The following is a 22,280-nucleotide window of genomic DNA, read 5'->3' as shown; positions in this document are numbered from 1 at the left end:
ATACCTAAAAATAAGCAGAGATCACTCCCTGCTTTGGTCTGGGCTAACTAACAATGTGTTGTGGATCAATCCTCTTTGTAAGCATATTCGCTCAAGCCAAGCTCATCTAAAATATGCTCTAAATGGGCTTTAGCCTCGGTTGAAGGGCCAGGGTAATCGCCTGCAATGGGCACATTGCCTAAATAGCCGATATCTTTACAACCTTGTGGGGTACAAAAGAACGCAGCCAAAACTAATTCCTTAAAGCGATTGAATGCTTTAGCAATACGCTGGAAATGCTCTGGCGTATCGTCATTATAATAAGCTATATCATCCAATATAGCGTGTTGCTGTGCTTTATTGAGAGTGCTGTAAAGCTTATCAAAACGGATTTTAGATTCGTCATCAATCCACGCTAATGCATGTAAAATAGTAACACGATCTTTTTGTTGGCCATGATAGGGCGCGCTGACCCACTCATCGATAACACTCGGCACATTAAGCTCCGATGCGCTTGGGATATTACCTTCTTTTGGCACTAGCAGATCAGATAAAATAGCCACTAAAGTCAGCTGTGACTGGGTTAAGGTTAACGGCCAAGGCGATGCCGGTGGCATTACTAGGTTAGGATCGGTGCCATAACCTTTTGCTGTAATGGGAGCTATTTCAATATCAGGCCAATGCCCTGAACTGCTTGGCGTATCTTCAAGTACTTTAGTACAACCTGTGGTTAAACCAACAGTTGAACCTGCAGCAAGTAAGCCCAACCACTTAAGTGATTCTCGGCGTGTCATACCAGAAATATATTTGTATGAATCCATACGGTCGTTGGTGTTCATTACAATACTCCTTCACTGATCTGTTTAGCTAACCAAGTCGAATTACGCATCGCCAGTGTCATAATCGTTAAGGTACAATTTTTATGCGGGTTAGAAGCGAACACGCCGGCATCCATAACAAACAAATTGTTGCAATCCCAGGTTTGTCCCCACTGATTAGTTACCGAGTCTTTTGCTGAGCTGCCCATACGGGTTGTGCCAACTTCATGGATAATTTCGCCGCCCTTTGAAATCGCTTGCTCAGCAGAAGGTAATTTGCCTACTTTGGCACCCATGTTTTCAAGGATTTGCTTCGCTGTTTTTAAACCATGCTCAATTTGCTTAAGTTCTCGATCAGACCACTTAAAGTGAAATTTAGAGACAGGGATACCCCATTTATCTTTTACGGTTTCGTCAATTTCCATATAGGTATCTTTATTAGGTAGCATTTCGCCGCGCAGAGCAAAGCCAACGTATGAGCCATAAGCATCACGTATTTGTTGCTTTAATTGACTACCATAACCTTGTTTATTACCGGATACACCGGCTCCTGGTTGGTTAAAGCCACTGCCTATTTCAAAGTGATAACCACGCGGGAAATCAAGTTCTCCTTTGGCTTGGGCTTGGTGTCCCCACCAAGGAATAAATAAATGATTGGCGGTGTGGCCATCTTCGTTATAACGCGGGCGGCCCTTTAGTGCAGGTATTTGCGCGCCTAACCAGGCACCAGTTGAATCCATTAAATTACGACCTACTTGATCACTTGAATTAGCTAAACCTTTAGGATGCTTTTTGTGTTTAGAATTAAGTAGAATACGTGCCGATTCACAGGCGCTGGCCGCTAAAATAACGACATCGGCATCAATAGCGTGTTCTTGAGCTGAGTGCTTGTCTATGTAACTTACACCAGTAACTTTGCCATCATCATTCACAGCCACCGATTTTACCATTGCATCGGTGATCACTTTTAAATTACCTGTGGCTTGTGCCATCGGTAATAAAGATGTGGTGGTTTGAAAAGCAGCACCAATTGAGCAACCCGCGCCACATGGAGTGGCGTAAAAGCAAGCCATCCGATCATCTTTAGGGCGAGTTAATACCGCGCGATGCATAGGAGCGGCGGTAATGCCAAGCTTCTTCGCTGAGGCTGCAATTAATAATTCTGGCACGCGGGGCTTCGGTGGCGGCTGTAATACACCCTCAGGTGAAGGAGGCATGTCATCTAAGCCGGTGTTAGTGCCACAAATACCGACTAACTCTTCGGTAATGTCGTACCAAGGAGCGATATCTTCGTATACAAATGGCCAATCAGCACCTTGGCCGTCTCGGCTTTTACCTTTAAAGTCATGTTCACTAAAACGAAGTGAATAGCGACCCCAATGGTTAGTACGTCCGCCGAGCATGCGTGCACGCCACCATAAAAACTCTGAGCCTTTCGCGCTAGTATAAGGCTCATCGGGCACCTGCCAACCGCCATCAACAGTGGCATCATAAAAACCAAAATTTTTATCTTTAGTACTGGTTGCCATTAATGGCGCTTCACTGTTACGGCGAAACATAGGGCTTTCTGTTTTCGGGTCGTAATTACGGCCCGCTTCGAGTAATAATACTTTGTGGCCAAGCTTTGTAAGAGTATAGGCGGCCATTGCACCACCTGCACCTGAGCCGACAACTAACACTTTATGGTCAAATGTTGACATAATTACAGCTCCTTAATTTTTATATTTTTGAACCACACTTTGTCACCATGATCTTGCAGGCCAATACTGCCTTGTTTTGCAGTAGCAAAATCTGACCATGTTGCAAATTTACTGTTTTTAACTAAGGTATTCCACGTGCTGCTGCCCACTACAATACTGGCCGTGCTTACTCCATTTTGCCAAACCTGTAAATGGTTGTTGAGCATTTTGATGCGCACAGTATTCCATTGCATTGCAGGTTTATGCGCTGCTGCAGGAGCTGTTAGCAAGTCATAAATTGACCCCGATAAATGAGAGTCGATTTTGGTATCTGAATGGCGCTCATTATCAATAATTTGGATTTCAGGCGCATGCGAGTAAATATATTTACCCAGTTCATCGGCTAGAACAAAAATGCCGCTATTACCAACTTCACTGATTTTCCAATCAAGCTTTAAATCAAAGTTTTCATAGTTCTTTTTAGTTAATATGTCACCACCGCCTTTAGTAAGTAACATAGCACCATCGTCAATAGTCCATTTTGGGCTGAGTGTATCGCTTTTAAAATTGCGCCAATGAGACATATCTTGACCGTTGAATAGTAATTGCCAACCGGCATTTTGTTCTTCTTTAGAAAGTTGGTTATCAATATTCTTAGCAAATGCAGTGCTAGTGAAAGCTAAAGCAATTGATAATGCTGAAAGTGATTTAAGCATAAAGTACCCCTTTATTTTGTGTGCGACGTATTGCTATTAAACGTATTTTTCTACATTTTTTGTTTTGTTATAAACAGGTGAAGCCCGATAAATACAACTATCAATACAATTGGAAAGATTAATAGGTTTTGCAAAACAGCCTGACCGGCAACGACTTCTATTTGCTCTGCTGAGATCTGTGTTTGTTGAGCTTGCTGTTTCGCAGTGTCAATCCAATAGCCTATTACTGGGTTCCACAGACTCATTGCGAACATGCCCGCGCCACCGATTAATGACATGCCTAACGCCCCCGTTTTTGGTGTGTACTCAGCAACACAGCCAATCATGGTAGGCCAAAAATAAGTAACGCCGATGGCGAATAGGGCGGCGGCAAAATAAATTGCGCTGCCTTGTGCTTGGCTCATTAAAAATATGCCAATGGTTGAAAATACAGCTGAACCTAGTAACACGCCCGATGGGCTAAAGCGATGCACAATAGGGCCTGCAAAGAAGCGACCCAGCGCCATTAATCCGGTGATAAGCGCGAGAATAACCATAGGCGAGGCACCCGACGAGCCGAGGATTTGTTCAATCCACTGCTGAGTACCAAACTCGGTCACTGCGGTTAGGGTCATGCAAATAATTAAAAACAGATATAAAGGCGAAAGTAAGTGTTTTAAGTTACTCGAAGTTGAGTTTTGTTGAGCATCAAATTGTGGAAACTGCGCTTTTACCATCATCAGGCCATAGATAATGGTTGGTACTAGAATTAACGCCACTTGCCATTGCCAACTCAAACCAAAAGAGGTCATCGCGTTTGACGCCAGAGCACCAATAACAATGCCGCCAGGGAACCAAACATGGAAGCGGTTTAACATTGTTGTGGTGTTTTTGGGATACATTTGCGCAATAAGCGGATTACATCCAGCTTCAACTGAGCCATTGGCAAAGCCAATTAAAAAGGTTGAGATAAGTAATCCCCAAAAACCTTCGGCGATGATAGTTAAAAGCAGCCCCGCTAAGTGACAAACAAATGCTAAAGCCACTAATTTCTTAGCGCCAATTGCATTGTAAATAATGCCTCCGAGCATAGTCGCAACCGGAAAACCCAAAAATGCCATCGCATTGACCCAGCCTAGCTGAGCGCCAGTTAAACCAAATTGCTCGCCTAATTGCCCTAAAATTCCGGCTCTTATCGCAAACGTCATTGATGTAACAATGAGTGCAATACAGCAAAGCCGAAAAATAATACGGTGGTTATTGTTATTATTCATTGTGTGTGTTCCTGTTTATTTAATGCCTAATATCCGCTTATTACGCTCATCATTGGTTGCCAGTGCAGTAAAGTCATCAAATGCTTTAGCTGTTGGGCGGATCAGATGATCTTGAATAAATTTAGCGCCTTCACGGGCGCCATCTTCTGGGTGTTTAATACAGCACTCCCACTCTAAAACGGCCCAACCATCAAACCCATATTGGGTTAATTTGCTAAAAATACTCTTAAAATCAATTTGGCCATCACCTAACGAACGGAATCTGCCAGGGCGGTCTTGCCAATTTTGATAGCCGCCATAGACGCCGCTACGACCATTTTGATTAAATTCCGCATCTTTGACGTGGAATGCTTTTATACGCTTGTGATAAATATCAATAAACGAAAGATAATCAAGTTGCTGTAATACAAAATGGCTTGGATCATAAAGAATATTTACCCGAGGATGGTTATTGGTCGCCGCTAAAAAGCGCTCAAAAGTAATCCCATCATGTAAATCTTCACCAGGATGCAACTCGTAACAAACATCCACTCCCATTTCATCAAAGTAATCGAGTATTGGTAGCCAGCGATTAGCCAGTTCAGTAAACCCAGCCTCGACTAGACCTTGTGGTCGTTGCGGCCAAGGGTAGAAAGTATGCCAAAGCAACGCGCCAGAGAAAGTAACATGGGTGTTCAACCCTAACTGTTTACTCGCTTTGGCGGCCATCATCAGTTGAGAGATAGCCCACTTTGTTCTGTCAGCGGGGTTGCCGCGTAATTTCTCGGGCGCAAAGTTATCGAACATTTCATCGTAAGCTGGATGTACGGCAACTAATTGACCTTGTAAATGCGTAGATAGCTCTGAAATTGTAAGCCCTGCTTGTGCTGCAATACCAGTCACCTCATCGCAGTAATCTTGGCTTTGAGCTGCTTTTTCTAAGTCAAACAGCTCGGGATTTGAGGTGGGGAGTTGAATTGCTTTATAGCCTAAACTTGCCGCCCACTGACAAATACTTTTAAAGTCGTTAAAAGGGGCCTCATCACTGATAAATTGGGCTAAAAATATTGCCGGGCCTTTTATGTTATTCATAGTTTGCTTATCCTATTTTAAATGGTTGCCATTTCGTGTCTTGGCTTGATGCCTCTACAGCATTTTCAATAAATGCCATGCCACGAATGGCTTCTTTAATACCCGGTACGTCATAGTCAGCGTTACTTGCGAGGCCACCTGCTTTTTTCGCGTCGATCTGCTTTGCAAAATTGACATAGATATTGGCAAATGCCTCAAGGTAACCTTCGGGGTGACCGGCGGGGGCACGTAAAGCACCTTGAGCGGCTTGGCTTTTTAGCGCCACTCCTGCTCGCAGCAAAGTTGTTGGCGCATTATGACTTTTTAGCCATAAACTGTTGGGTTCCATTTGCGACCATTCGATACTTGCTTTATCGCCGTAAATACGCAGAGTAAGATTATTTTCTTCGCCAAGAGCAACTTGGCTGGCTAATAACACACCTTTGCAACCTGTGTTAAAACGCAGTAATACCGTACCATCGTCATCAAGGGTGCGCCCTGGTACAACGTGGTTTAAATCTGCGCATAACGCTGTTATTTCCAAGTTACTGACATATTCAGCTAAGTTTGCAGCATGGACACCAATATCGGCTATACAGCAGCTAATACCTGCTTGTTGTGGATCTAAACGCCATTTTGCTTGTTTAGCTTGCTCGTCTTCATTGCTCGAAAGCCAACCTTGACTGTATTCCACAATTACTTTGCGAATAGTACCCAGCTCACCTTGAGCAATACGATGACGTGCTTCTTTGATCATCGGGTAACCCGTGTAAGTGTGTGTTAAGCCATACAAGCAATCACTTGATTGCACGATTTGCTCTAATAACAAGGCTTCTTGTAGATTCAAGGTCGCTGGTTTATCTGATAAAACATGAAAGCCGCTTTCAATGGCAAGCTTTGCGATGGGAAAATGCAAATGATTAGGGGTAACAATGGCGACAAAATCAATGCGTTGATCTGCGGGTAACTTAGCTTCCTCGATAAACATTTGCTGATAACTGTCATAACTGCGAGTTGGATTTATTCCTAACATCGCTGCTGTTGCTTGGCTACGTGCTGGATCTGAACTAAAAGAACCCGCAACTAACTCAATTAAGCCATCTAAACGCGCTGCAATACGATGAATAGCACCAATAAATGCACCTTCAGCACCACCAACCATGCCCATACGGATCTTTGTTTTATTCATTAAAAGTTCCATTTCAGTAACTGACAACTGAAGTTAGTTAATATCATGTTATTAATAATAGGGAATGCCTGGCAGTAGGGCTAATATAAATTCGGTTGACAATGCAATAAAATCGGCGTTTTATATATTAGTAACAAATTCTGATTTTTAGAGATTTATAGTATGGATGTTGAGACGATTATTGATAAGGCAGGTGTAAAGCAATTGATTGCTGCATTTGATTTATTACCGGATATTCTGTTCTGGGTAAAAGATACTGAAAGTAGAATTTTATATGCTAATCAGCACTTTGTTGAGCACCAAGGCTATAAATTGTTAGAGCAAATATTGCTTAAAACCGATTTTGATTTTTCTTCAAAGCACCTTGCATTTCAATATGTGAATGACGATAAACGCGTTATGAACGGCTATATTGTCAGCGATCGATTGGAATTAAATCAGACCTCAAATGGTGAATTAGCTTGGTTCTCAACGTCTAAAAAAATGATCTGTGATGATGACGGCAATCTACTCGGTACGTATGGCATTACACGCCATTTACAGAAAACCTCCAAGGAGCTTTCTCATGTAAGAGCCATTGAAGGCCCGGTTAATTATATTCGAGAACACTATCATAGAAATATCTGCGTTGAAGAGTTAGCAGAACTTGCTCACTTATCTGTTAGTGCATTGGAGCGCCGTTTTAAAAAGCACTTAGCGAAAACACCGAATCAATTTATTAATGAGATACGCCTCGAAAATGCACGTAAGTTATTAGTTGAAACACGTTTACCTATTTCACAAATAGCGTATCAGTGTGGTTTTGCTGAACCTAGCTATTTTAGCAAGCAGTTCAGACGCTTATTTGGTGAAATTCCATCGCAAATACGTGCACATATTGAGCGTTAAATGTGCATTTTGGCTAATTGAATTGCACCTTGCTCAGGAGAATACTGTGCATCACAAAGATAGCGTTGTGCTTTACTTGATAACCAAGGGGTAATTACTTTTGCGGTGCCGCCCATTAAGGTAATACGTTGATAGCCAAGCTGAGCTAAATGGTCGATATAGCGGGTAATAAATTGCGCGGCTTGCGTTAATATAATATGTGCTACGGGATCATCTTGCATCTTGAAAACCAAAGGAGCAAAACTTGCAAAGTAGGCTGGTTTTTAGTTGAGTGCAAGCTCAGTAAGCGAGCTGCTAGTGTCACAACCCAGCTCGGTAAGTAGACATTTAATTAATGGACTTGAAGGAGACATCGCGTCTAATACTTCCAGTGCATACCTAAATAAACTTAAACCAATCCAACCACCGCTAGTTCCATCACTTAAGAGTAACCCATGACCTCCTAATTCAATGACAGCATTATCTTTTATCGCGCCTGCACAAAAACCTGTGCCTAATATGATAATTGCACCATTGTTATCGCCATGCGCACCTTGGCAGACGATATGTAAATCAGTTGAAAAATTAAACTGTGCAAATGGGTGTTGCCATTGCGCCATTGTGTTTTTTGCGCTATTGATCCCCGCACCAGCAAGACCTGCATAGGCGTTAATCCTAGCAATGTCAGTGGCTGGTAAATTGGCTTTTTGCAACGCAAGTGCCGTAGCCGCAAGGATTGATTGTTGAGCAACAGAAACTGAAGTGGCAATATTTGCAGGGCCACTTTGCGCATGCGCAAGTAACACACCGCAGTCGTTTTCGAGTCTTACTTGGCATTTAGTGCCTCCGCCATCAATACCTAAAAACAACGGGGTATGAGATTGATTAGTCATGTTTAGTCTGCTCGTTATGCGATTTTTGTAAAATTGAGTTAATTAATACTGGATCCACTAGGGCGTGTTGATCTTTGTGGTATGAAAAACAAACAGCATGAAGATAAGGTATAATTGAATTCGCCAGAAAACTTTACACCGAACCTACATGCCAAGATTAATGTTAACAGACGGGACATGGAATGTCTTATCAAAAGTAATGTACTTAAGTGGTCGAATTTATAATAAGCCCAACCATAGAAAAACGCTCGAAGGCATACTGTATAAGATGCGCACAGGTATTCCATGGCGAGATTTACCTTCTGATTTTGGCCGTTGGAGTGCTATCTACAGACGGTTTAATTTATGGTCCAAAAAAGGGATTTTGAATGAACTGTTTCGCGCATTATCTCGTGATGCGGACATGGATTGGGTCTTCATTGATGGCAGTATTGTCAGGGCTCATCAACATAGTTGCGGTGCAAGAACTGCTGACAATGAATCAATTGGAAAGAGCCGAGGTGGAAATTCTACGAAAATTCATCTTGCAGTCGATAGCGGAGGGTTGCCTGTTTATTATGAATTATCCTGTGGAAATACGCATGATATCGTCCATGCAGAGTCACTCGTAGCTAATTGCCCAACAAGTAATATGGTTGTCGCAGATAAAGGCTACGACAGTGAAAAACTGAGAGCGTTTGTTCGTGATAATAACGCTACACCCGTTATTCCACGTAAGGGCAACAGTTTAGTAGGCAATGAAGATATTGACTGGTGCATGTACAAATATCGGCACTTGGTTGAGAATGCATTTGGCCGTATTAAGCAATATAGAGGGATAGCCACGCGGTATGAAAAGCTTGAACGAAATTATCATTCAATGCTCGCTTTAGCATTTACTATGATGTGGCTACCAATGTGGGCTGATTGATATATGTACTACAAAGATCAACAGCCCCTAAAGAATCACTATTAAGTACGCTTGAGTAAGTATGCAATGAGAGTGTATCTTCACTGCCAAGCTGCCACAAAATATGCGCGTTTTGTGGTGTTACACCGCCGCCTATTACTATCTCGATTTGCCCTTTAGCGCCTGCGATGATGCACTTTAACTGCTCGATCCCCTGCATTACATTTTTATTATCAGTCCAGGGTGTGCCATTGGTTAGAATACGGTCAACCCCGAGTTCGCTTAAAATGCGGATCGCACTACGTCTATCAGCAATACAATCGAAAGCGCGGTGAAAAGTGGTGGCCAGTTGATAGTGTTTAGCGCACTGAATCAATGTTGATGTAGCTGCTACATCAAGTTGATTGCCAACAATTGCGCCAAAAACGACTCCTGTGGCACCTAATTGCGCTGCGCGCGCTATCTCGCTAGTCATCGTTTTAAGTAACGCAGCGTCAACGTTAAAGTGATCCGCGATTGGCCTAACCATGACAAGTAACTCACCATTTGCGGGCAATGCTTTTGCTGTAATTTCAATTTCAGCAGCCGCTGGACTTAGCCCATCTAGATGCATTGCAGCACACAATTCGATGCGCCGTGCACCTGCTCTAAATGCTGTTTTAACATTATTCGCTAAATTTATATGATCATCTGCATTTAAACAAATTTCTAAATTTTTACCCATCGAGTAATTCCATAATCTTGAGCTGACCGATTTCGATAAATTATTTAACATTCAAATTGTAATTCAAATAATAAAATATAGCATTAAAATTCAATCGGTTAACTTTTATTTTTTGCGTGTTTTTTATACTGTAAAAATGTGTAACTAACTAATTCTTAAGTTTGTAACTATAAATGAGCTGACTATAAATTGGATCTGTTTTTTAGCTAAACGCCGATTTTGTCCTGCTAGCAACCGAATTTCTATTATCACTTTCTTTAACAGAACCCTATTCTGGAAATGTAGTTTAACAATATATTAACCACGCTCTAAGCCATCTGAGACTTATCAGTTGTTTAACAGCGCGTGTTCAATAACAAGACAACAAAGAACGCACAATAAAACTGGAGATAGACATGAATAATAATAACAGCCGGGGAGCTTCAGGTCTTTCACGGCGATTCAAGAAATCAGCATTATTACTCGCTGTCATGGCAAGCTGTAGCGCGGTATCTGCAAATGATGAGCAAAGTGAAAAAAATAATGATTTGGAAGTGATTGAAGTGCGTGGGATCCGCGCTTCGATGGCGGAGAATTTATCAATTAAGCGTCTTTCCAATTCGATTGTTGACGCGATCACAGCAGAGGATATAGGCAAGTTCCCCGATAAAAATGTTGCTGACTCATTGCAACGGGTTCCAGGCGTAGTGATTTCCCGCAGTGGTGGTGAAGGTGAAAATGTGAGCATTCGCGGTTTGTCGTCTGACCTAACGCTTACACAACTTAACGGAAACTTTATTGCTTCATCACCGGGCTCACCATCTCGCTCTTTTAGCTATTCTTTGTTGCCTTCGACTATGGTGCAATCGGTTGAAGTTTTTAAATCATCTGAAGCCCGCTTAGATGAAGGTGGTGTAGGTGGTACGGTAATTCTAAATAGTCGTACACCATTAGATATGGACGCAAACTCTGGTGCATTTAATGTCGAATACACATATGCAGATGTAACCGAAGAGTATGAGCCTAATTTTAGTGGTGTTTACTCATGGAAAAACGACGATGAAAACTTCGGTCTATTACTAGGCTATACAAAGCAAGACCGTACAAATCGTACTCTCACAGGTGATATGTCTGGTGCAGGAGGTTGGCGCTGGGCAACAGGTAGTGATTTACCGGCAACGGATACAAATGGTAAAGAAATAACTGACAGTACTCGACGTTTTGATGCATTAGAAGATGCTTATGGCAATATATATGATGGTGTTTGGGCACCTCAAGTCGCAGGGGTTGGCGTTACTAAAGAAAAACGTGAAAGGGTGGGTATACAAGCAACACTGCAATGGCGTCCAACAGATAACTTAGAGCTCACATTTAATCATTTTCATTTTGAATTAGGTCAAGATCGCACGACTTCTCAACTGAGGATCCCTGAGTGGAAATATAACCCTGATTATTTAACGGGCGTGACCCTTGATGAAACAGGCTCAATTGTAACTGGCATGGACTTTACCAGTGGCGCAAGTGGCAGTGAAGGTAATTTAGAGTTTCCTTGGATCGTAGGTGGTTACACTGAGGAAAAAGATACCTCAGATACCTATGATTTTGCATTTGAATACGCAGGTGATGTTTTTGACCTTAAAGGTAAATTTGGACGTACAGAAGCAAGCGGTGGACCATCAGAATCATTTAATGCGGCATATAAAAGTGGCCAGCCTGGCAGTCGTAGTGATTCGGGTAAAAATGAAAATGCAGCCTCATTTGCAGGTTGGCGCTTAGGCGATCGTGTTTCTATGTATGCAGATCCTGCATTACTGGCAAATTTACAAGCAGGCATTGCTGGCGATCCTGATCCAGGTTCGACAGGTTCAAGTTTTATCGTCAGTGATTTAAAAGAAGATTATGGCCAACTTGATTTAGACTACCATATTGCTTATGGCATTGTTGATACATTACGCGTAGGGGTTAAGCATCGTAAAGCCAGTTTGCACCGTGAAACTAATAACACATTCTTTATTACTCAAGATGGTGCGGATCGTATTGCCAGTGGTGATCTAGATCCATTTAGCCAAGGGGCAATGGATGAAGTAGCTTATCAATGGATTGGCGGAATGCCAAACCTTGAGGATATATTAAACAAGGAGTCTGAAAAGAATATTGCCGGCGGCTTTGAAGTCAATACTATGCCAACCATCAATTGGCAGCAGTACCGAGATATTGTCACTAATGAATATGTTAAATATACCCGCCGTGAACCCGATTTTGTTTTTGATATAGAAGAAGAAATTACAGCCGCTTACTTGCAAGCCGATTTTTCGTTTGGCGATTTTCGCGGCAATGTTGGTGTACGTTATGTAGAAACGCAAACACAAATAATGTCATCAGACAAAATTAACTACTTCTTAGACGATATAAATGATGCCACGGGAGAGGATATTTTAGGCGATGAACGTTTAGTTGATGTTGAAACTACTACATTACGCTCTGTTAAAGACGATCGTTTTCTACCTAGCCTTAATCTTGTTTGGGAAGCCAGTGACTCACTTGTAATACGTGCTGCCGCGGCCAAAACAATGTCACGGGCTCCTTTTAATGATTTAGGCGCGCCTGAACAACTCACTTTTATTTCACAAGAGTGGGCTGACGACAGACTAGAGTTTAGAGGGAACCCAGTTGATCAAGGTTGGAGTGGTTCTGGTGGTAATAAAGCATTACAACCGTTTGAATCAGTACAATTAGATTTGTCTGCTGAATATTATTATGGCATGGGCTCTGCTGTAGGGATCGCATTATTTAACAAGGACGTTGATAACTTCATAGTGCCTTTGATCATTACCTCTGAACGCCCATTTGATGGTTTTACAAACCCTTATACAGGTGAAGAAATTGTTCCGTCAGGACCTATCACTGTATCGCCATTTACAACCACAGCTAATGGCACGAATGCAACCTCACGCGGCATTGAATTATTTGCTCAGCACGCATTTGAGAATGGCTTTGGTATTAATGCCAATTACACTCTCAATGATACCAATCAAGCAGACGTTAGTGTTGATGGTGAAAAAGTCGGTGAGTCAGCTTTAGTAGGCAGTGCTGATGACCAATTTAACTTTTCAGCTTATTTTGAAGACGATAATTATAGTGTTCGTGCATCGTATAATCGTCGTGGAAAAATGGCTTTAGGGTTAGCTGATGGCTTAACCGTATCGCAAGAGCCTTATCAGCAAGTTGACTTAAATGCGTCATTCAGTGTGATGGAAAATTTAGTGCTTTCAGCATCCGTCATCAATTTAACAAAAGAAGAATCACGCACTTACTACGGTGACGATAGCGAGGCACGGCTTCGCAGCAGTAGCTACAGTGGTCGTCGTTATTATGCTGGGCTTACCTATCGATTCTGATCATTACAAAATTTGATAAGTAATTAATATCGGCACCTGATTATTAAAGGCAAAATTATGTATAAATTTAATCTATTTCAACTTGCAGGAACCTCGTTACTTGCAGCAAGTTTACTGAGCGGATGTGGTGGTTCGAGCAATGATCCGCAAGCAAACAATGTTCCCGTCACGCCAGACATAACACATGCACAAATCGCAGGAACCATAATCAAAGGCGTTGTCACCAATGCGGATGTATCAGTCACAGCACTTAATGGCAGTAATCTGGCACAAGGCTCGGTTAATAAAACAGATCAACAAGGTGACTTTTTTATTGAGCTGACTAGCGACGCAGGTTTTGGTATCAATGCCACCGTTAAACTGACGATTGCTACAGGCGAAGACGCTACAATGCTTTGTGATGCTATGCGTTGTGGTGATGCAGAATTCACACAAGCAACCAGCAGTGCAGCAATTGCAGGAACCGAATTTTCAACATTGGGGTTATTGCAAGTGCCCTATGGAAATAATGCGGATGCAGTTGCAGATACTAACTTGCAAGTGAACGCGTTAACTACACTAGCAACAGAGCTGGTTGAACAGCAAATTGCACAAGGGCGCAATGTATCAACGCCTGAGCTAATGGAGTTGGCAAAAGCGCAGATGTCAGCGTTATTACTGCGGGCTATGGGCTGGCAAACCGGTAATACCAATGTTTTTTCGATGCCGGTGATCAGTGCCGATAAACTTGAAAACTTCATCAGCGATGAAACGTGTGAAGATAGCGACAGTGCTGAGCAACAATGCCCGCCTCAATATGCCGATGAAGCAACAATTAAACTTTCGCTGTTAAATGCGTCATTTGCTCAATTTAGTGAATCTGAAAGTCTAAAATTGATAATGGACAACGCAAAACAAAATATCAGCGCTGCACTTTTAGAAGATAGCGAAGCATTAGAAGCGTTTCGCCAGCGTATTTATGATGCCATCAGTATTCATCCTTTAACAACTGAGTTGGGTTTGAGCGCAGATTCAATCGTTGATTTGTCTTTGCCATTGTTCGATGAAGCGCTTTCAACCGGCCCACTGCAGGAAGTGACAACGTCAGCCAATTTAGTCGATGCTGTTTATTCAGCAAGAAATGCAATCAGTGATGCAGAAAGCGCGAGTAAAGCATTTGATAACAACCTTGACACTAAATGGCTTGACCATAATGACTGGCTTGGTGCCCCAACAGAGGCAGAACCATCTTGGATACAAGTTGATTTTGCTACGCCACAGGCGGTTAATAGTGTGTTTATTACCAGTGCCAATGACGCTCCTGAGCGTGACCCTGAAAACTTCACTGTAGTTGGCTCTAATGATGGCGGAGAAACTTGGCTAACACTTGCAAATATCGTAGGTGCATCATTTGATGAGCGCCTTACTCGTCAAGAGTTTAGCTTTATCAATGGACAAAAGTATTCGAGTTACCGCCTCAACATTACTAAAAATAAAAACAATGATGGCTTAGTTCAATTGTCAGAAATTCAAATGGTTGGCCCTGTTTTTAGTAGTGTGGATCATACCGATACAAGCAGCGGTACAGCTAGTGCAAGTAACAGTATTGGCGATGCTGAAAATCACGATAAAGCATTTGATAATGACGCTGCAACGAAATGGTTAGACCATAATGATTGGCAAGGAGCGCCAAGTGAAGAGAAACCATCATGGATACAAATGGACTTTGCAAGCCCTGTCGCGGTTGATCAGTTAATGATTATTAGTGCAAATGATGCACCAGAGCGTGACCCTGAAAACTTCGCTATTTTAGCTTCAAACGATGCCGGTACAACATGGCAAAAACTTGCAAGCTGGGTGGGTGAATCATTCGAAGAAAGAGGTCAGAGGAAAACATTCTCTTTTCAAAACCAATTGGCTTTTGATAGTTATCGATTAGAAGTGACCAAAAACAAGAATAATGATGGTTTATTACAAATCGCTGAAGTTGGTTTAATTGGTCCTGAATTACCTGGAGCCGATCACAGTAAAATGTCAGGGGCAAGCTATAGCGCACGTTTTAGTATTAGCGATAGCGAAGGTGCCGCTCAGGCATTCGATGGTGATTTAAATACCAAATGGCTCGATCATAATGACTGGCAGGGTCCACCTACAGCTGAAGATCCTGCTTGGATACAAGTGATGCTGCCACAAGCAAAAGCAGTTAATACGTTAACACTAACCAGTGCCGGTGATGCTCCCGAGCGTGATCCTGATTCATTTATGTTATTAGCATCAAATGATGGTGAAAACTGGTCTAGTATAGGTGCTTGGGTTGGAGAAAGTTTTGCGCAACGACTTGAACAAAGAAGTTTCCCGGTAGCAAATGCGCTGGCATATAGTTACTATCGATTAGCCATTAGCAAAAATGCTAATAATGATGGGTTAGTGCAACTAGCAGAAGTTGGTTTGGTTGGCCCTGATTATGCATTTAGCGATCTCAGCACACTAGCTGGCAATGTTTTTAGCGCCCGCTATAGTATTGGGGACGCAGAAAGTGCAGATAAAGCATTTGATCATGATAAAGAAACCAAATGGCTTGATCACAACGATTGGCAAGGTCCGCCAACAGCAGAAGATCCTGCTTGGATCCAAGTTGACTTCAGCGAAGCTCAAACGGTTAGTGGACTTGCTATCACCAGTGCTAATGATGCACCAGAGCGTGATCCTGAAAACTTTAGTTTATTAGGCTCAAATGATGGTGGGCAAACATGGACACTCGTATCGAAGTGGATTGGTGAAAGCTGGGATGAACGTTTAGAGCGGCGCTCATTTGAGTTTAATAATGGTTTTGCTTTTTTAAGCTATCGTCTTAGTGTCAGTAAAAATGCCAATAACGACGGCCTATTACAAATAGCTGAAATAGAGTTACTCGGACTAGAAAAATAGTTTTAACAGACCCAAGGCCAGCAGTTTACCTGTTGGCCTTTATGTTTCAAATTACATAAAGATTTAGCCATGAATAGTAAAAGAGAGTTTTTAAAGCAATCACTCACAACGATGCTTGCCTTAGGTGCAAGCGCTTTGACTGCTAAGGGATTTGCTCAAAAACAGCCGTTAAATAAACCTGCAGCTGTTGCAAACGTACAGGTTAAACCGATTGTAGTATCGACATGGCAACATGGATTAGCTGCCAATCAAGAAGCCTGGGGTATTCTCGTCAAGCACGGCAAAGCCATTGATGCAGTGGAAGCGGGTGTGCGTATCCCTGAAGCGGATCCAGATGTGATGACGGTAGGTTATGGTGGTTACCCGGATCGAGAAGGTAATGTAACGCTTGATGCTTGCATTATGGACGAAAATCAAAACTGTGGCGCTGTTGCATTTTTACAACATATTAAGCACCCAATTTCTGTTGCCCGATTAGTGATGGATAAAACCCCGCACGTAATGCTAGTGGGCGAAGGCGCGCTGCAATTTGCTAAATCTCAGGGTTTTCAAGAGCAAAACCTATTGACTAGTAAAGCCAAAAAAGCCTGGCAAGATTGGTTGGTGGAATCAAAATATGCACCTGTGATCAATATTGAAAATCATGACACAATCGGTATGTTAGCCCTTGATAGTAATGGTGATTTGTCGGGTGCCTGTACCACTAGCGGCGCGGCGTTTAAAATGTCTGGCAGAGTGGGGGACTCACCTATTATCGGCGCTGGACTGTATGTTGATAATGAAGTGGGGGCTGCAACAGCCACAGGTATGGGAGAGCTGATGATCAAAACGGTGGGCTGTCATTTAGTCGTTGAAATGATGCGCCAAGGCATGACTCCCACGCAAGCGTGTAAGGCCGCAGTTGAGCGCATTGCAAATAAACTAGGCGATTATAAACAGTTTCAAGTAGGGTTTTTAGCGTTGAGTAAATCCGGTGAATATGGCTCATTTTGTATTCAGCCTGGTTTTAACTATGCCGTGACATCAAAAGTTGGAAGTCAATTACTTGATGCTTCGAGCATACTTTAAAGAGACATAAGGAATGAATGTTGGCGTTGGAATTTATACAAGCAAATGAAAGTGATAAGTCATTTTTAATGGCACTGCGTTTAGCGACTATGGTTGAGCACTTAGCGCGAGAGGGGATTTATTTAACTGCTCAGGAGCATAATGTGCGCTTAATGGACAATTTTGCTGCGTATCAGCTAATTTATCATGATGGAACGTTAATTGGGGCCGTAAAATTTATACAAAACGAGACTGAAATTGAGCTAATGCAATTGCAAATAGCCCCCACATATCAGGGGCAAGGCTATGGTAGTGCGGTTATTAACACTCTTAAAACGCGCGCAGCTAAAATCAATTTGACTGTATTAAAACACAATCCCGCTTTTTATTTATACCAACAGCTTGGGTTTGCTGTAACGGGTGATGATCAGTTTGAATACCATATGCAATGGTGTAAAACTTAAGCTCGTAGAATTTTTTCTAGGGCTTTGCCTTTAGCTAATTCATCTACTAGCTTATCAAGGTAGCGAATTTCTTGCATCATCGTCTGCGTTATCTCTTCAATCCGAACACCGCAAATGACCCCTGTGATCTGCTTACGTGCGGGATTGAGTCGCGGCGCTTGTTGGAAAAATGCTTCAACGTCAGTATTATTAGCCAGTAACAATTCTAATTGCGTTTCACTGTAGCCGGTTAACCAAAAAATTATACGGTCTACTTCCTCCTTACTGCGGCCTTTTCGTTGTGCTTTGTTAATATATAAAGGGTACACCTTGGCAAACGCCATTTTATAGATTTTCTGATTTTGCATGCTATTCGCCTTTTCCTGAACTGCCATTGTAACTATCCCATACATTAGCTTGCTTGTGCTAGTGTGTTTTGTTTGATAATTGCGCTTTGCTGCGCTACTGTTTTGGGTAAATGAGTAGCTTTTCACTGGCATTAGCTGTGAAATTTCAGCGCGTCAATTTTAAGCTTAAAGAGCTAGGCAATTGATGAGTATAGAAAATACACCAACCACAAATGAAGCAGTTAAAAACAAGCTAGCAGCTATATATCGTGATGAAGGACGACGTATATACGCGACCTTGATCCGTTTACTTGGAGATTTTGAGCTGGCAGAAGAAGCACTTCATGATGCTTTTAGCACGGCGCTTACACAGTGGAAATCTGAGGGTATTCCAAATAAACCTTCTAACTGGCTTGTTTCTACTGGCCGTTTTAAAGCAATCGATCAGTTACGACGCCAACAACGACATAGTGAAATAGTCACGCAATTAGCAAATGAAAGCCCTGCTCAGGCTGAAATTAGTGATGAGTTTGCTTTATCAAATAGCGTTGATGAGTTAATTAGCGATGATCAGCTACGCTTGATTTTTACCTGTTGCCACCCAGCAATCGATATAAAAGTTCAAGTCGTACTGACCTTGCGTGAAGTGTGTGGCTTAACAACGGAAGAAATTGCCAGTGCATTTTTAACCTCTGTATCGACCATGGCACAGCGTATTGTGCGTGGTAAACAGAAAATTCGTGACGCTAACATTCCCTTTCAACTCCCCTCAAAAGAAGAACTAGAGAGCAGAGTTGAGGCTGTGCTATCTGTTATTTATCTGGTGTATAACGAAGGTTATTCATCCTCTGCTGGTGAAAGTGTCACGCGTACTGAGCTTACCATTGAGCGATCCGCTTAGCACGGCTACTGCAGTCATTATTAGCCGACACAGAAGTAACGGGCTTACTTGCCTTAATGTTACTTAACGAGTCACGTAGCAATGCGCGCACTAATAAAGAGGGCGATATTATTCTGTTAGCAGAACAAGATCGTAGTCTATGGAACCAAGCTCAGATCCAAGAAGGAGTAGCGCTTGTGCAAAGCAGCACAGCTAAACGTGAATATGGCTTTTATACTATTCAAGCCGCAATTGCAGCTGTTCATGCCTAAGCGTTAGATGCAAACAACACCGATTGGGGGCAAATATTGGCTTGGTATTCTTTGTTATTACAAGTTGCACCTTCACCTGTTATTGAGCTCAATCGTGCTGTTGCCGTCGCTATGCACCATGGCCCTGAGGCCGCAGTGTTATTAGTTGAGCAGCTATTACAGCAAAAATTGATGCAAAAATACCATCTTTGTTATGCCACGTATGCCGAGTTTTTAGCACGGGTAGGGCGTAAAAGTGAGGCGCGCGTAGCACTTGAACATGCTTTAACTCTTACCAAACAAATCCCTGAACAGCGACACCTAAAACGTAAATTAGCAGCCTTATAAAATATTTATAAAAAATTTTTAATACTTGTCGATTTTATGTTTTGCCATTCGATTACTACATGAAGTGCTATTTTTTATTCATGTAAGAACACAAGGAGTATGCAAAATGAAAGTTATGGTGATAGTTAAAGCAAGTAATAGTTCAGAAAATGGTGAATTACCCGATAAAAGAAAACGCACATAGCGCATAGTAGTGAAGGCGTAAAATTTTTGGGAGTGGAGATAGGCAGTAATTGGACGCGTATCCAAGCCACAAAACTCAAAGGCTTTAAACAAAGAGTAAAACGATTAACAAAGCGAAATAGTGGCATGAACTTAATTGAAGTAATAAAAAGACTCAATCCAGTGGTGCGCGGCTTTGTAAATTATTTCAGTATAGCCAATAGTAAACGAGTGCTAAATTTGTTGGCAAGGTGGGTGAGACGACGATTAAGGGCAATTCAGTTAAGGTTGTGGAAAAACCCAGCGAGGTTGCATAAGCGACTAAAACAATTAGGGAAAAAGCCGCCATTTAAGTTCATCAAAATGAACTCATGGCGAAACTCTCTAAGTCCATTATCGAATGTAGCGATGCCAAACCAATGGTTTGAGGAGCAAGGTTTATATTCAATGGAAAAAGTAAGTACAGGATGGCTTGCTCACTCGGCGTTTAGAAAATAAGCCGAAGGGATAGAAGAATACAGGAGCCGTATACGAGGCCCGTACGTACGGTTCTGTGAGAGGGATGAGGCAAAAGCCTCACCCTACTCGATGCTAACAGTAATTTAATACTTAATTACTGCCTTATACTTTTGGCTCTTCGTCAGGCAAGGTTACGTTTAGCTCAAGTACGGCTAAGTCATCTTCGTTCTGATCAAATTGAACTTGGACTGCGTCACTGCTCACGTTAACGTATTTACGGATCACATCTAAAATATCTTGTTTTAATTGTGGCAAGTAATCCGGCGTTCCTCGTTGAGAACGTTCGTGCGCGACTATGATCTGCAATCGCTCTTTTGCTAATGACGCACTGTTTTTCTTTTCTGAGCGGAAGTAGTCAAGTAAAGACACGTTAACCTCCAAATATCCGTTTGAATAAACCTTTTTTTTCTACATCTAAGAAGCGAAAGTCGACAGTCTCACCTAGTAAGCGGCTAATCGCATCTGCATAAGCTTGGCCTGCATCAGATTCGCTGTCTAAAATAACAGGTTGGCCAGAGTTAGATGCGCTTAATACTGCTTGAGACTCAGGAATAACGCCTAATAAATCAATCGCTAAAATATCCTGAATATCTTCAACCGATAACATTTCACCTTTAGAAACACGATCTGGATTGTAGCGAGTAATTAATAGATGTTCTTTTATGTTTTCTAAGCCTTCTTCAGCGCGCTTAGACTTACTGTGTAAAATACCTAAAATACGGTCTGAATCTCGCACTGACGATACTTCAGGGTTTGTTGTTACAATTGCTTCATCGGCAAAGTACATAGCCATCATAGCGCCAGCTTCAATACCCGCTGGTGAATCACAAACAATGTAATCAAAGTCTTCTTTTAATTCGTTAAGCACGCGCTCAACACCTTCACGTGTTAGGGCGTCTTTATCACGAGTTTGTGATGCAGGGAGTAAAAATAGTTTATCAACGCGCTTATCTTTAATAAGTGCTTGATTTAAATTTGCTTCACCATTAATTACGTTTACAAAGTCGTACACTACACGACGTTCACAACCCATAATTAAATCTAAATTACGTAAGCCAATATCGAAATCGATAATAACTGTTTTGTAGCCTTTTAATGCTAAGCCTGTACCAATTGCGGCACTTGACGTTGTTTTACCAACACCACCTTTACCCGAGGTAACGACAATAACTTTTGCCATGAGATTTATCCTTTAACCAAAGCTGAAATTTCTAATGATTCATTTTTTTGTTGTATCTGCACAGCGCTACCCCAGTGTTCACCTTGCAGTGAATCACTGATCCAGTAATTGCCATTAATAGAAACAAGTTCTGCTTCTAAGCGATTACAAAATATATGTGCGTTTTTAAACCCTTTTGCGCCAGCGATTGCTCTGCCACGCAGGGTTCCGTATATATGTACGTTGCCATCAGCAATAACTTCTGCGCCATGGCTTACAGCACCTAGTACCACTAAATCGCGATCTTTTGCATAAACTTGCTGACCAGAGCGTACCGTGCCATTAATTATTTGTGCAGGCAAGTGCACTGTTTTTTCAACAATAGATGTATTGGGTTCTTTTTTAACAGATTCACTCTTAACGTCTTGTGAATAATTTAATACCGATAGGCCAGCAGCTTTGGCTTGCGTATGTTGCTCGTCTGAGCCATTACATACACCAACGGCATTAAAGCTCATGCGCTCAAGTAATGACTTTAAATGGACAAAATCGAGAGAGTTATTTTTTATCTCAATTAAGTTAACAACAATAGGCGCACCTTCAAAAAACTTGGGCGCTTGGGCTATTTTTATATACAGTTGCTCTGCTAAAAGGTTTATATCAGTACTGTAAAGATGTAAAACTGATAACGTAAAAAGATTCCCTTTTAACTCAAAAATTTGTTCTGACATACACGCTCAATTGAATTATCTGATCAGAGATTAAATTTAGATAAACGCAGGC

General features: G+C 41.9%; 21 protein-coding genes and 1 pseudogene. 9 read left to right on the top strand and 13 right to left on the bottom strand.

Going from position 1 to position 22,280, the window contains the following annotated elements:
- Nucleotides 1-65: 65 nt before the first annotated feature.
- The 6 genes from CIK86_RS17510 to CIK86_RS17485 are packed head-to-tail and all read right to left on the bottom strand — an operon-like array spanning nt 66 to nt 6,684.
- Complete coding sequence (locus CIK86_RS17510) at nt 66-818, bottom strand: gluconate 2-dehydrogenase subunit 3 family protein (protein WP_086996715.1); 753 nt, start codon at nt 816-818, stop codon at nt 66-68.
- Entirely contained in the window at nt 818-2,497 is a 1,680-nt protein-coding gene (locus CIK86_RS17505; RefSeq protein ID WP_086996718.1) for a GMC family oxidoreductase, read from the bottom strand. Before CIK86_RS17505 ends, CIK86_RS17510 begins: the two co-directional genes overlap by 1 nt.
- Before the next feature lie 2 nt (nt 2,498-2,499).
- Complete coding sequence (locus CIK86_RS17500; protein WP_086996721.1) at nt 2,500-3,192, bottom strand: DUF1080 domain-containing protein; 693 nt, start codon at nt 3,190-3,192, stop codon at nt 2,500-2,502.
- Between the two features lie 50 nt (nt 3,193-3,242).
- Nucleotides 3,243-4,445 carry an MFS transporter gene (locus tag CIK86_RS17495; RefSeq protein WP_140391191.1) on the bottom strand — a complete coding sequence of 401 codons (1,203 nt, stop codon included), beginning with the start codon at nt 4,443-4,445 and terminating at the stop codon, nt 3,243-3,245.
- A gap of 15 nt (nt 4,446-4,460) precedes the next feature.
- Entirely contained in the window at nt 4,461-5,516 is a 1,056-nt protein-coding gene (locus CIK86_RS17490; protein ID WP_086996723.1) for a sugar phosphate isomerase/epimerase, read from the bottom strand.
- Between the two features lie 7 nt (nt 5,517-5,523).
- The gene (locus CIK86_RS17485; protein ID WP_086996726.1) at nt 5,524-6,684 is read right to left on the bottom strand and encodes a Gfo/Idh/MocA family oxidoreductase; all 1,161 of its coding nucleotides are present in this window, start codon (nt 6,682-6,684) and stop codon (nt 5,524-5,526) included.
- 162 nt (nt 6,685-6,846) lie between these two features.
- On the opposite strand from CIK86_RS17485, the gene CIK86_RS17480 reads away from it, so the two are divergent.
- The gene (locus CIK86_RS17480) at nt 6,847-7,572 is read left to right on the top strand and encodes an AraC family transcriptional regulator (RefSeq protein WP_086996729.1); all 726 of its coding nucleotides are present in this window, start codon (nt 6,847-6,849) and stop codon (nt 7,570-7,572) included.
- Here CIK86_RS17480 and CIK86_RS17475 read toward each other — a convergent pair.
- Complete coding sequence (locus tag CIK86_RS17475) at nt 7,569-7,793, bottom strand: hypothetical protein (protein ID WP_086996732.1); 225 nt, start codon at nt 7,791-7,793, stop codon at nt 7,569-7,571. The two genes, CIK86_RS17480 and CIK86_RS17475, sit on opposite strands and share 4 nt — an antisense overlap.
- 42 nt (nt 7,794-7,835) lie before the next feature.
- Nucleotides 7,836-8,444 carry a BadF/BadG/BcrA/BcrD ATPase family protein gene (locus CIK86_RS17470; RefSeq protein ID WP_086996735.1) on the bottom strand — a complete coding sequence of 203 codons (609 nt, stop codon included), beginning with the start codon at nt 8,442-8,444 and terminating at the stop codon, nt 7,836-7,838.
- Nucleotides 8,445-8,592: 148 nt separating this feature from the next.
- Between CIK86_RS17470 and CIK86_RS17465 the strand changes: the two genes are divergently transcribed.
- Entirely contained in the window at nt 8,593-9,354 is a 762-nt protein-coding gene (locus tag CIK86_RS17465; RefSeq protein WP_089367531.1) for an IS5 family transposase, read from the top strand.
- Here the strand turns inward: CIK86_RS17465 and CIK86_RS17460 are convergent.
- Complete coding sequence (locus CIK86_RS17460; RefSeq protein ID WP_086999064.1) at nt 9,323-10,057, bottom strand: copper homeostasis protein CutC; 735 nt, start codon at nt 10,055-10,057, stop codon at nt 9,323-9,325. The two genes, CIK86_RS17465 and CIK86_RS17460, sit on opposite strands and share 32 nt — an antisense overlap.
- 395 nt (nt 10,058-10,452) lie before the next feature.
- Between CIK86_RS17460 and CIK86_RS17455 the strand changes: the two genes are divergently transcribed.
- The 4 genes from CIK86_RS17455 to CIK86_RS17440 all read left to right on the top strand — a co-directional run bounded on the left by CIK86_RS17455 (nt 10,453) and on the right by CIK86_RS17440 (nt 17,852).
- Complete coding sequence (locus tag CIK86_RS17455) at nt 10,453-13,434, top strand: TonB-dependent receptor (protein WP_086999067.1); 2,982 nt, start codon at nt 10,453-10,455, stop codon at nt 13,432-13,434.
- A 57-nt stretch (nt 13,435-13,491) separates the two neighbouring features.
- The gene (locus tag CIK86_RS17450) at nt 13,492-16,341 is read left to right on the top strand and encodes a discoidin domain-containing protein (protein WP_086999072.1); all 2,850 of its coding nucleotides are present in this window, start codon (nt 13,492-13,494) and stop codon (nt 16,339-16,341) included.
- Between the two features lie 69 nt (nt 16,342-16,410).
- Nucleotides 16,411-17,409: a N(4)-(beta-N-acetylglucosaminyl)-L-asparaginase gene (locus CIK86_RS17445; RefSeq protein WP_086999074.1), complete on the top strand. Its 999-nt coding sequence runs from the start codon at nt 16,411-16,413 to the stop codon at nt 17,407-17,409.
- 17 nt (nt 17,410-17,426) lie between these two features.
- The gene (locus CIK86_RS17440; RefSeq protein WP_254910774.1) at nt 17,427-17,852 is read left to right on the top strand and encodes a GNAT family N-acetyltransferase; all 426 of its coding nucleotides are present in this window, start codon (nt 17,427-17,429) and stop codon (nt 17,850-17,852) included.
- Here the strand turns inward: CIK86_RS17440 and CIK86_RS17435 are convergent.
- Nucleotides 17,849-18,199, bottom strand: coding sequence for a DUF2200 domain-containing protein (locus CIK86_RS17435; protein WP_086999183.1), 351 nt, complete (start codon nt 18,197-18,199; stop codon nt 17,849-17,851). The genes CIK86_RS17440 and CIK86_RS17435 overlap by 4 nt on opposite strands.
- Before the next feature lie 184 nt (nt 18,200-18,383).
- Here CIK86_RS17435 and CIK86_RS19440 point away from each other — a divergent pair.
- The 3 genes and pseudogenes from CIK86_RS19440 to CIK86_RS17425 all read left to right on the top strand — a co-directional run bounded on the left by CIK86_RS19440 (nt 18,384) and on the right by CIK86_RS17425 (nt 20,317).
- Nucleotides 18,384-19,330 (top strand): annotated as a pseudogene (locus CIK86_RS19440) (sigma-70 family RNA polymerase sigma factor).
- Between the two features lie 36 nt (nt 19,331-19,366).
- The gene (locus CIK86_RS19430; RefSeq protein WP_254910777.1) at nt 19,367-19,657 is read left to right on the top strand and encodes a hypothetical protein; all 291 of its coding nucleotides are present in this window, start codon (nt 19,367-19,369) and stop codon (nt 19,655-19,657) included.
- A gap of 216 nt (nt 19,658-19,873) precedes the next feature.
- Nucleotides 19,874-20,317 (top strand): group II intron maturase-specific domain-containing protein, encoded by a 444-nt coding sequence (locus CIK86_RS17425; protein WP_254910781.1) that lies wholly within the window; start codon nt 19,874-19,876, stop codon nt 20,315-20,317.
- A gap of 123 nt (nt 20,318-20,440) precedes the next feature.
- On the opposite strand, the gene minE is transcribed toward CIK86_RS17425, so the two are convergent.
- The 3 genes from minE to minC are packed head-to-tail and all read right to left on the bottom strand — an operon-like array spanning nt 20,441 to nt 22,228.
- Nucleotides 20,441-20,707 (bottom strand): cell division topological specificity factor MinE, encoded by a 267-nt coding sequence (gene minE / locus CIK86_RS17420; protein WP_024604840.1) that lies wholly within the window; start codon nt 20,705-20,707, stop codon nt 20,441-20,443.
- Nucleotide 20,708: 1 nt separating this feature from the next.
- Nucleotides 20,709-21,518, bottom strand: a complete 810-nt coding sequence (gene minD, locus CIK86_RS17415) for a septum site-determining protein MinD (protein WP_011330130.1) — start codon at nt 21,516-21,518, stop codon at nt 20,709-20,711.
- Nucleotides 21,519-21,523: 5 nt separating this feature from the next.
- The gene (gene minC, locus CIK86_RS17410) at nt 21,524-22,228 is read right to left on the bottom strand and encodes a septum site-determining protein MinC (protein WP_011330131.1); all 705 of its coding nucleotides are present in this window, start codon (nt 22,226-22,228) and stop codon (nt 21,524-21,526) included.
- Nucleotides 22,229-22,280 lie beyond the last annotated feature (52 nt).

Origin of the sequence: Pseudoalteromonas sp. JB197, assembly GCF_002332205.1 — a bacterium.
In the GTDB taxonomy this organism is placed as follows: domain Bacteria; phylum Pseudomonadota; class Gammaproteobacteria; order Enterobacterales; family Alteromonadaceae; genus Pseudoalteromonas; species Pseudoalteromonas nigrifaciens.
The sequence above is the reverse complement of the archived record's forward strand: the minus strand, read 5'-3'. Positions and strand labels throughout refer to the sequence as shown.

Bases quoted from the DNA above. Each gene is read 5' to 3' on its own strand.
- CIK86_RS17470 (WP_086996735.1), bottom strand. From the start codon at position 8,444: ATGACTAATCAATCTCATACCCCGTTGTTTTTAGGTATTGATGGCGGA.
- minD (WP_011330130.1), bottom strand. From the start codon at position 21,518: ATGGCAAAAGTTATTGTCGTTACCTCGGGTAAAGGTGGTGTTGGTAAA.
- CIK86_RS17475 (WP_086996732.1), bottom strand. From the start codon at position 7,793: ATGCAAGATGATCCCGTAGCACATATTATATTAACGCAAGCCGCGCAA.
- CIK86_RS17460 (WP_086999064.1), bottom strand. From the start codon at position 10,057: ATGGGTAAAAATTTAGAAATTTGTTTAAATGCAGATGATCATATAAAT.
- CIK86_RS17465 (WP_089367531.1), top strand. From the start codon at position 8,593: ATGCCAAGATTAATGTTAACAGACGGGACATGGAATGTCTTATCAAAA.
- CIK86_RS17435 (WP_086999183.1), bottom strand. From the start codon at position 18,199: ATGCAAAATCAGAAAATCTATAAAATGGCGTTTGCCAAGGTGTACCCT.
- CIK86_RS17505 (WP_086996718.1), bottom strand. From the start codon at position 2,497: ATGTCAACATTTGACCATAAAGTGTTAGTTGTCGGCTCAGGTGCAGGT.
- CIK86_RS17490 (WP_086996723.1), bottom strand. From the start codon at position 5,516: ATGAATAACATAAAAGGCCCGGCAATATTTTTAGCCCAATTTATCAGT.
- CIK86_RS17500 (WP_086996721.1), bottom strand. From the start codon at position 3,192: ATGCTTAAATCACTTTCAGCATTATCAATTGCTTTAGCTTTCACTAGC.
- CIK86_RS17495 (WP_140391191.1), bottom strand. From the start codon at position 4,445: ATGAATAATAACAATAACCACCGTATTATTTTTCGGCTTTGCTGTATT.
- CIK86_RS17445 (WP_086999074.1), top strand. From the start codon at position 16,411: ATGAATAGTAAAAGAGAGTTTTTAAAGCAATCACTCACAACGATGCTT.
- CIK86_RS17485 (WP_086996726.1), bottom strand. From the start codon at position 6,684: ATGAATAAAACAAAGATCCGTATGGGCATGGTTGGTGGTGCTGAAGGT.
- CIK86_RS17455 (WP_086999067.1), top strand. From the start codon at position 10,453: ATGAATAATAATAACAGCCGGGGAGCTTCAGGTCTTTCACGGCGATTC.
- CIK86_RS17510 (WP_086996715.1), bottom strand. From the start codon at position 818: ATGAACACCAACGACCGTATGGATTCATACAAATATATTTCTGGTATG.
- CIK86_RS17480 (WP_086996729.1), top strand. From the start codon at position 6,847: ATGGATGTTGAGACGATTATTGATAAGGCAGGTGTAAAGCAATTGATT.
- CIK86_RS17450 (WP_086999072.1), top strand. From the start codon at position 13,492: ATGTATAAATTTAATCTATTTCAACTTGCAGGAACCTCGTTACTTGCA.
- CIK86_RS17440 (WP_254910774.1), top strand. From the start codon at position 17,427: ATGTTGGCGTTGGAATTTATACAAGCAAATGAAAGTGATAAGTCATTT.
- minC (WP_011330131.1), bottom strand. From the start codon at position 22,228: ATGTCAGAACAAATTTTTGAGTTAAAAGGGAATCTTTTTACGTTATCA.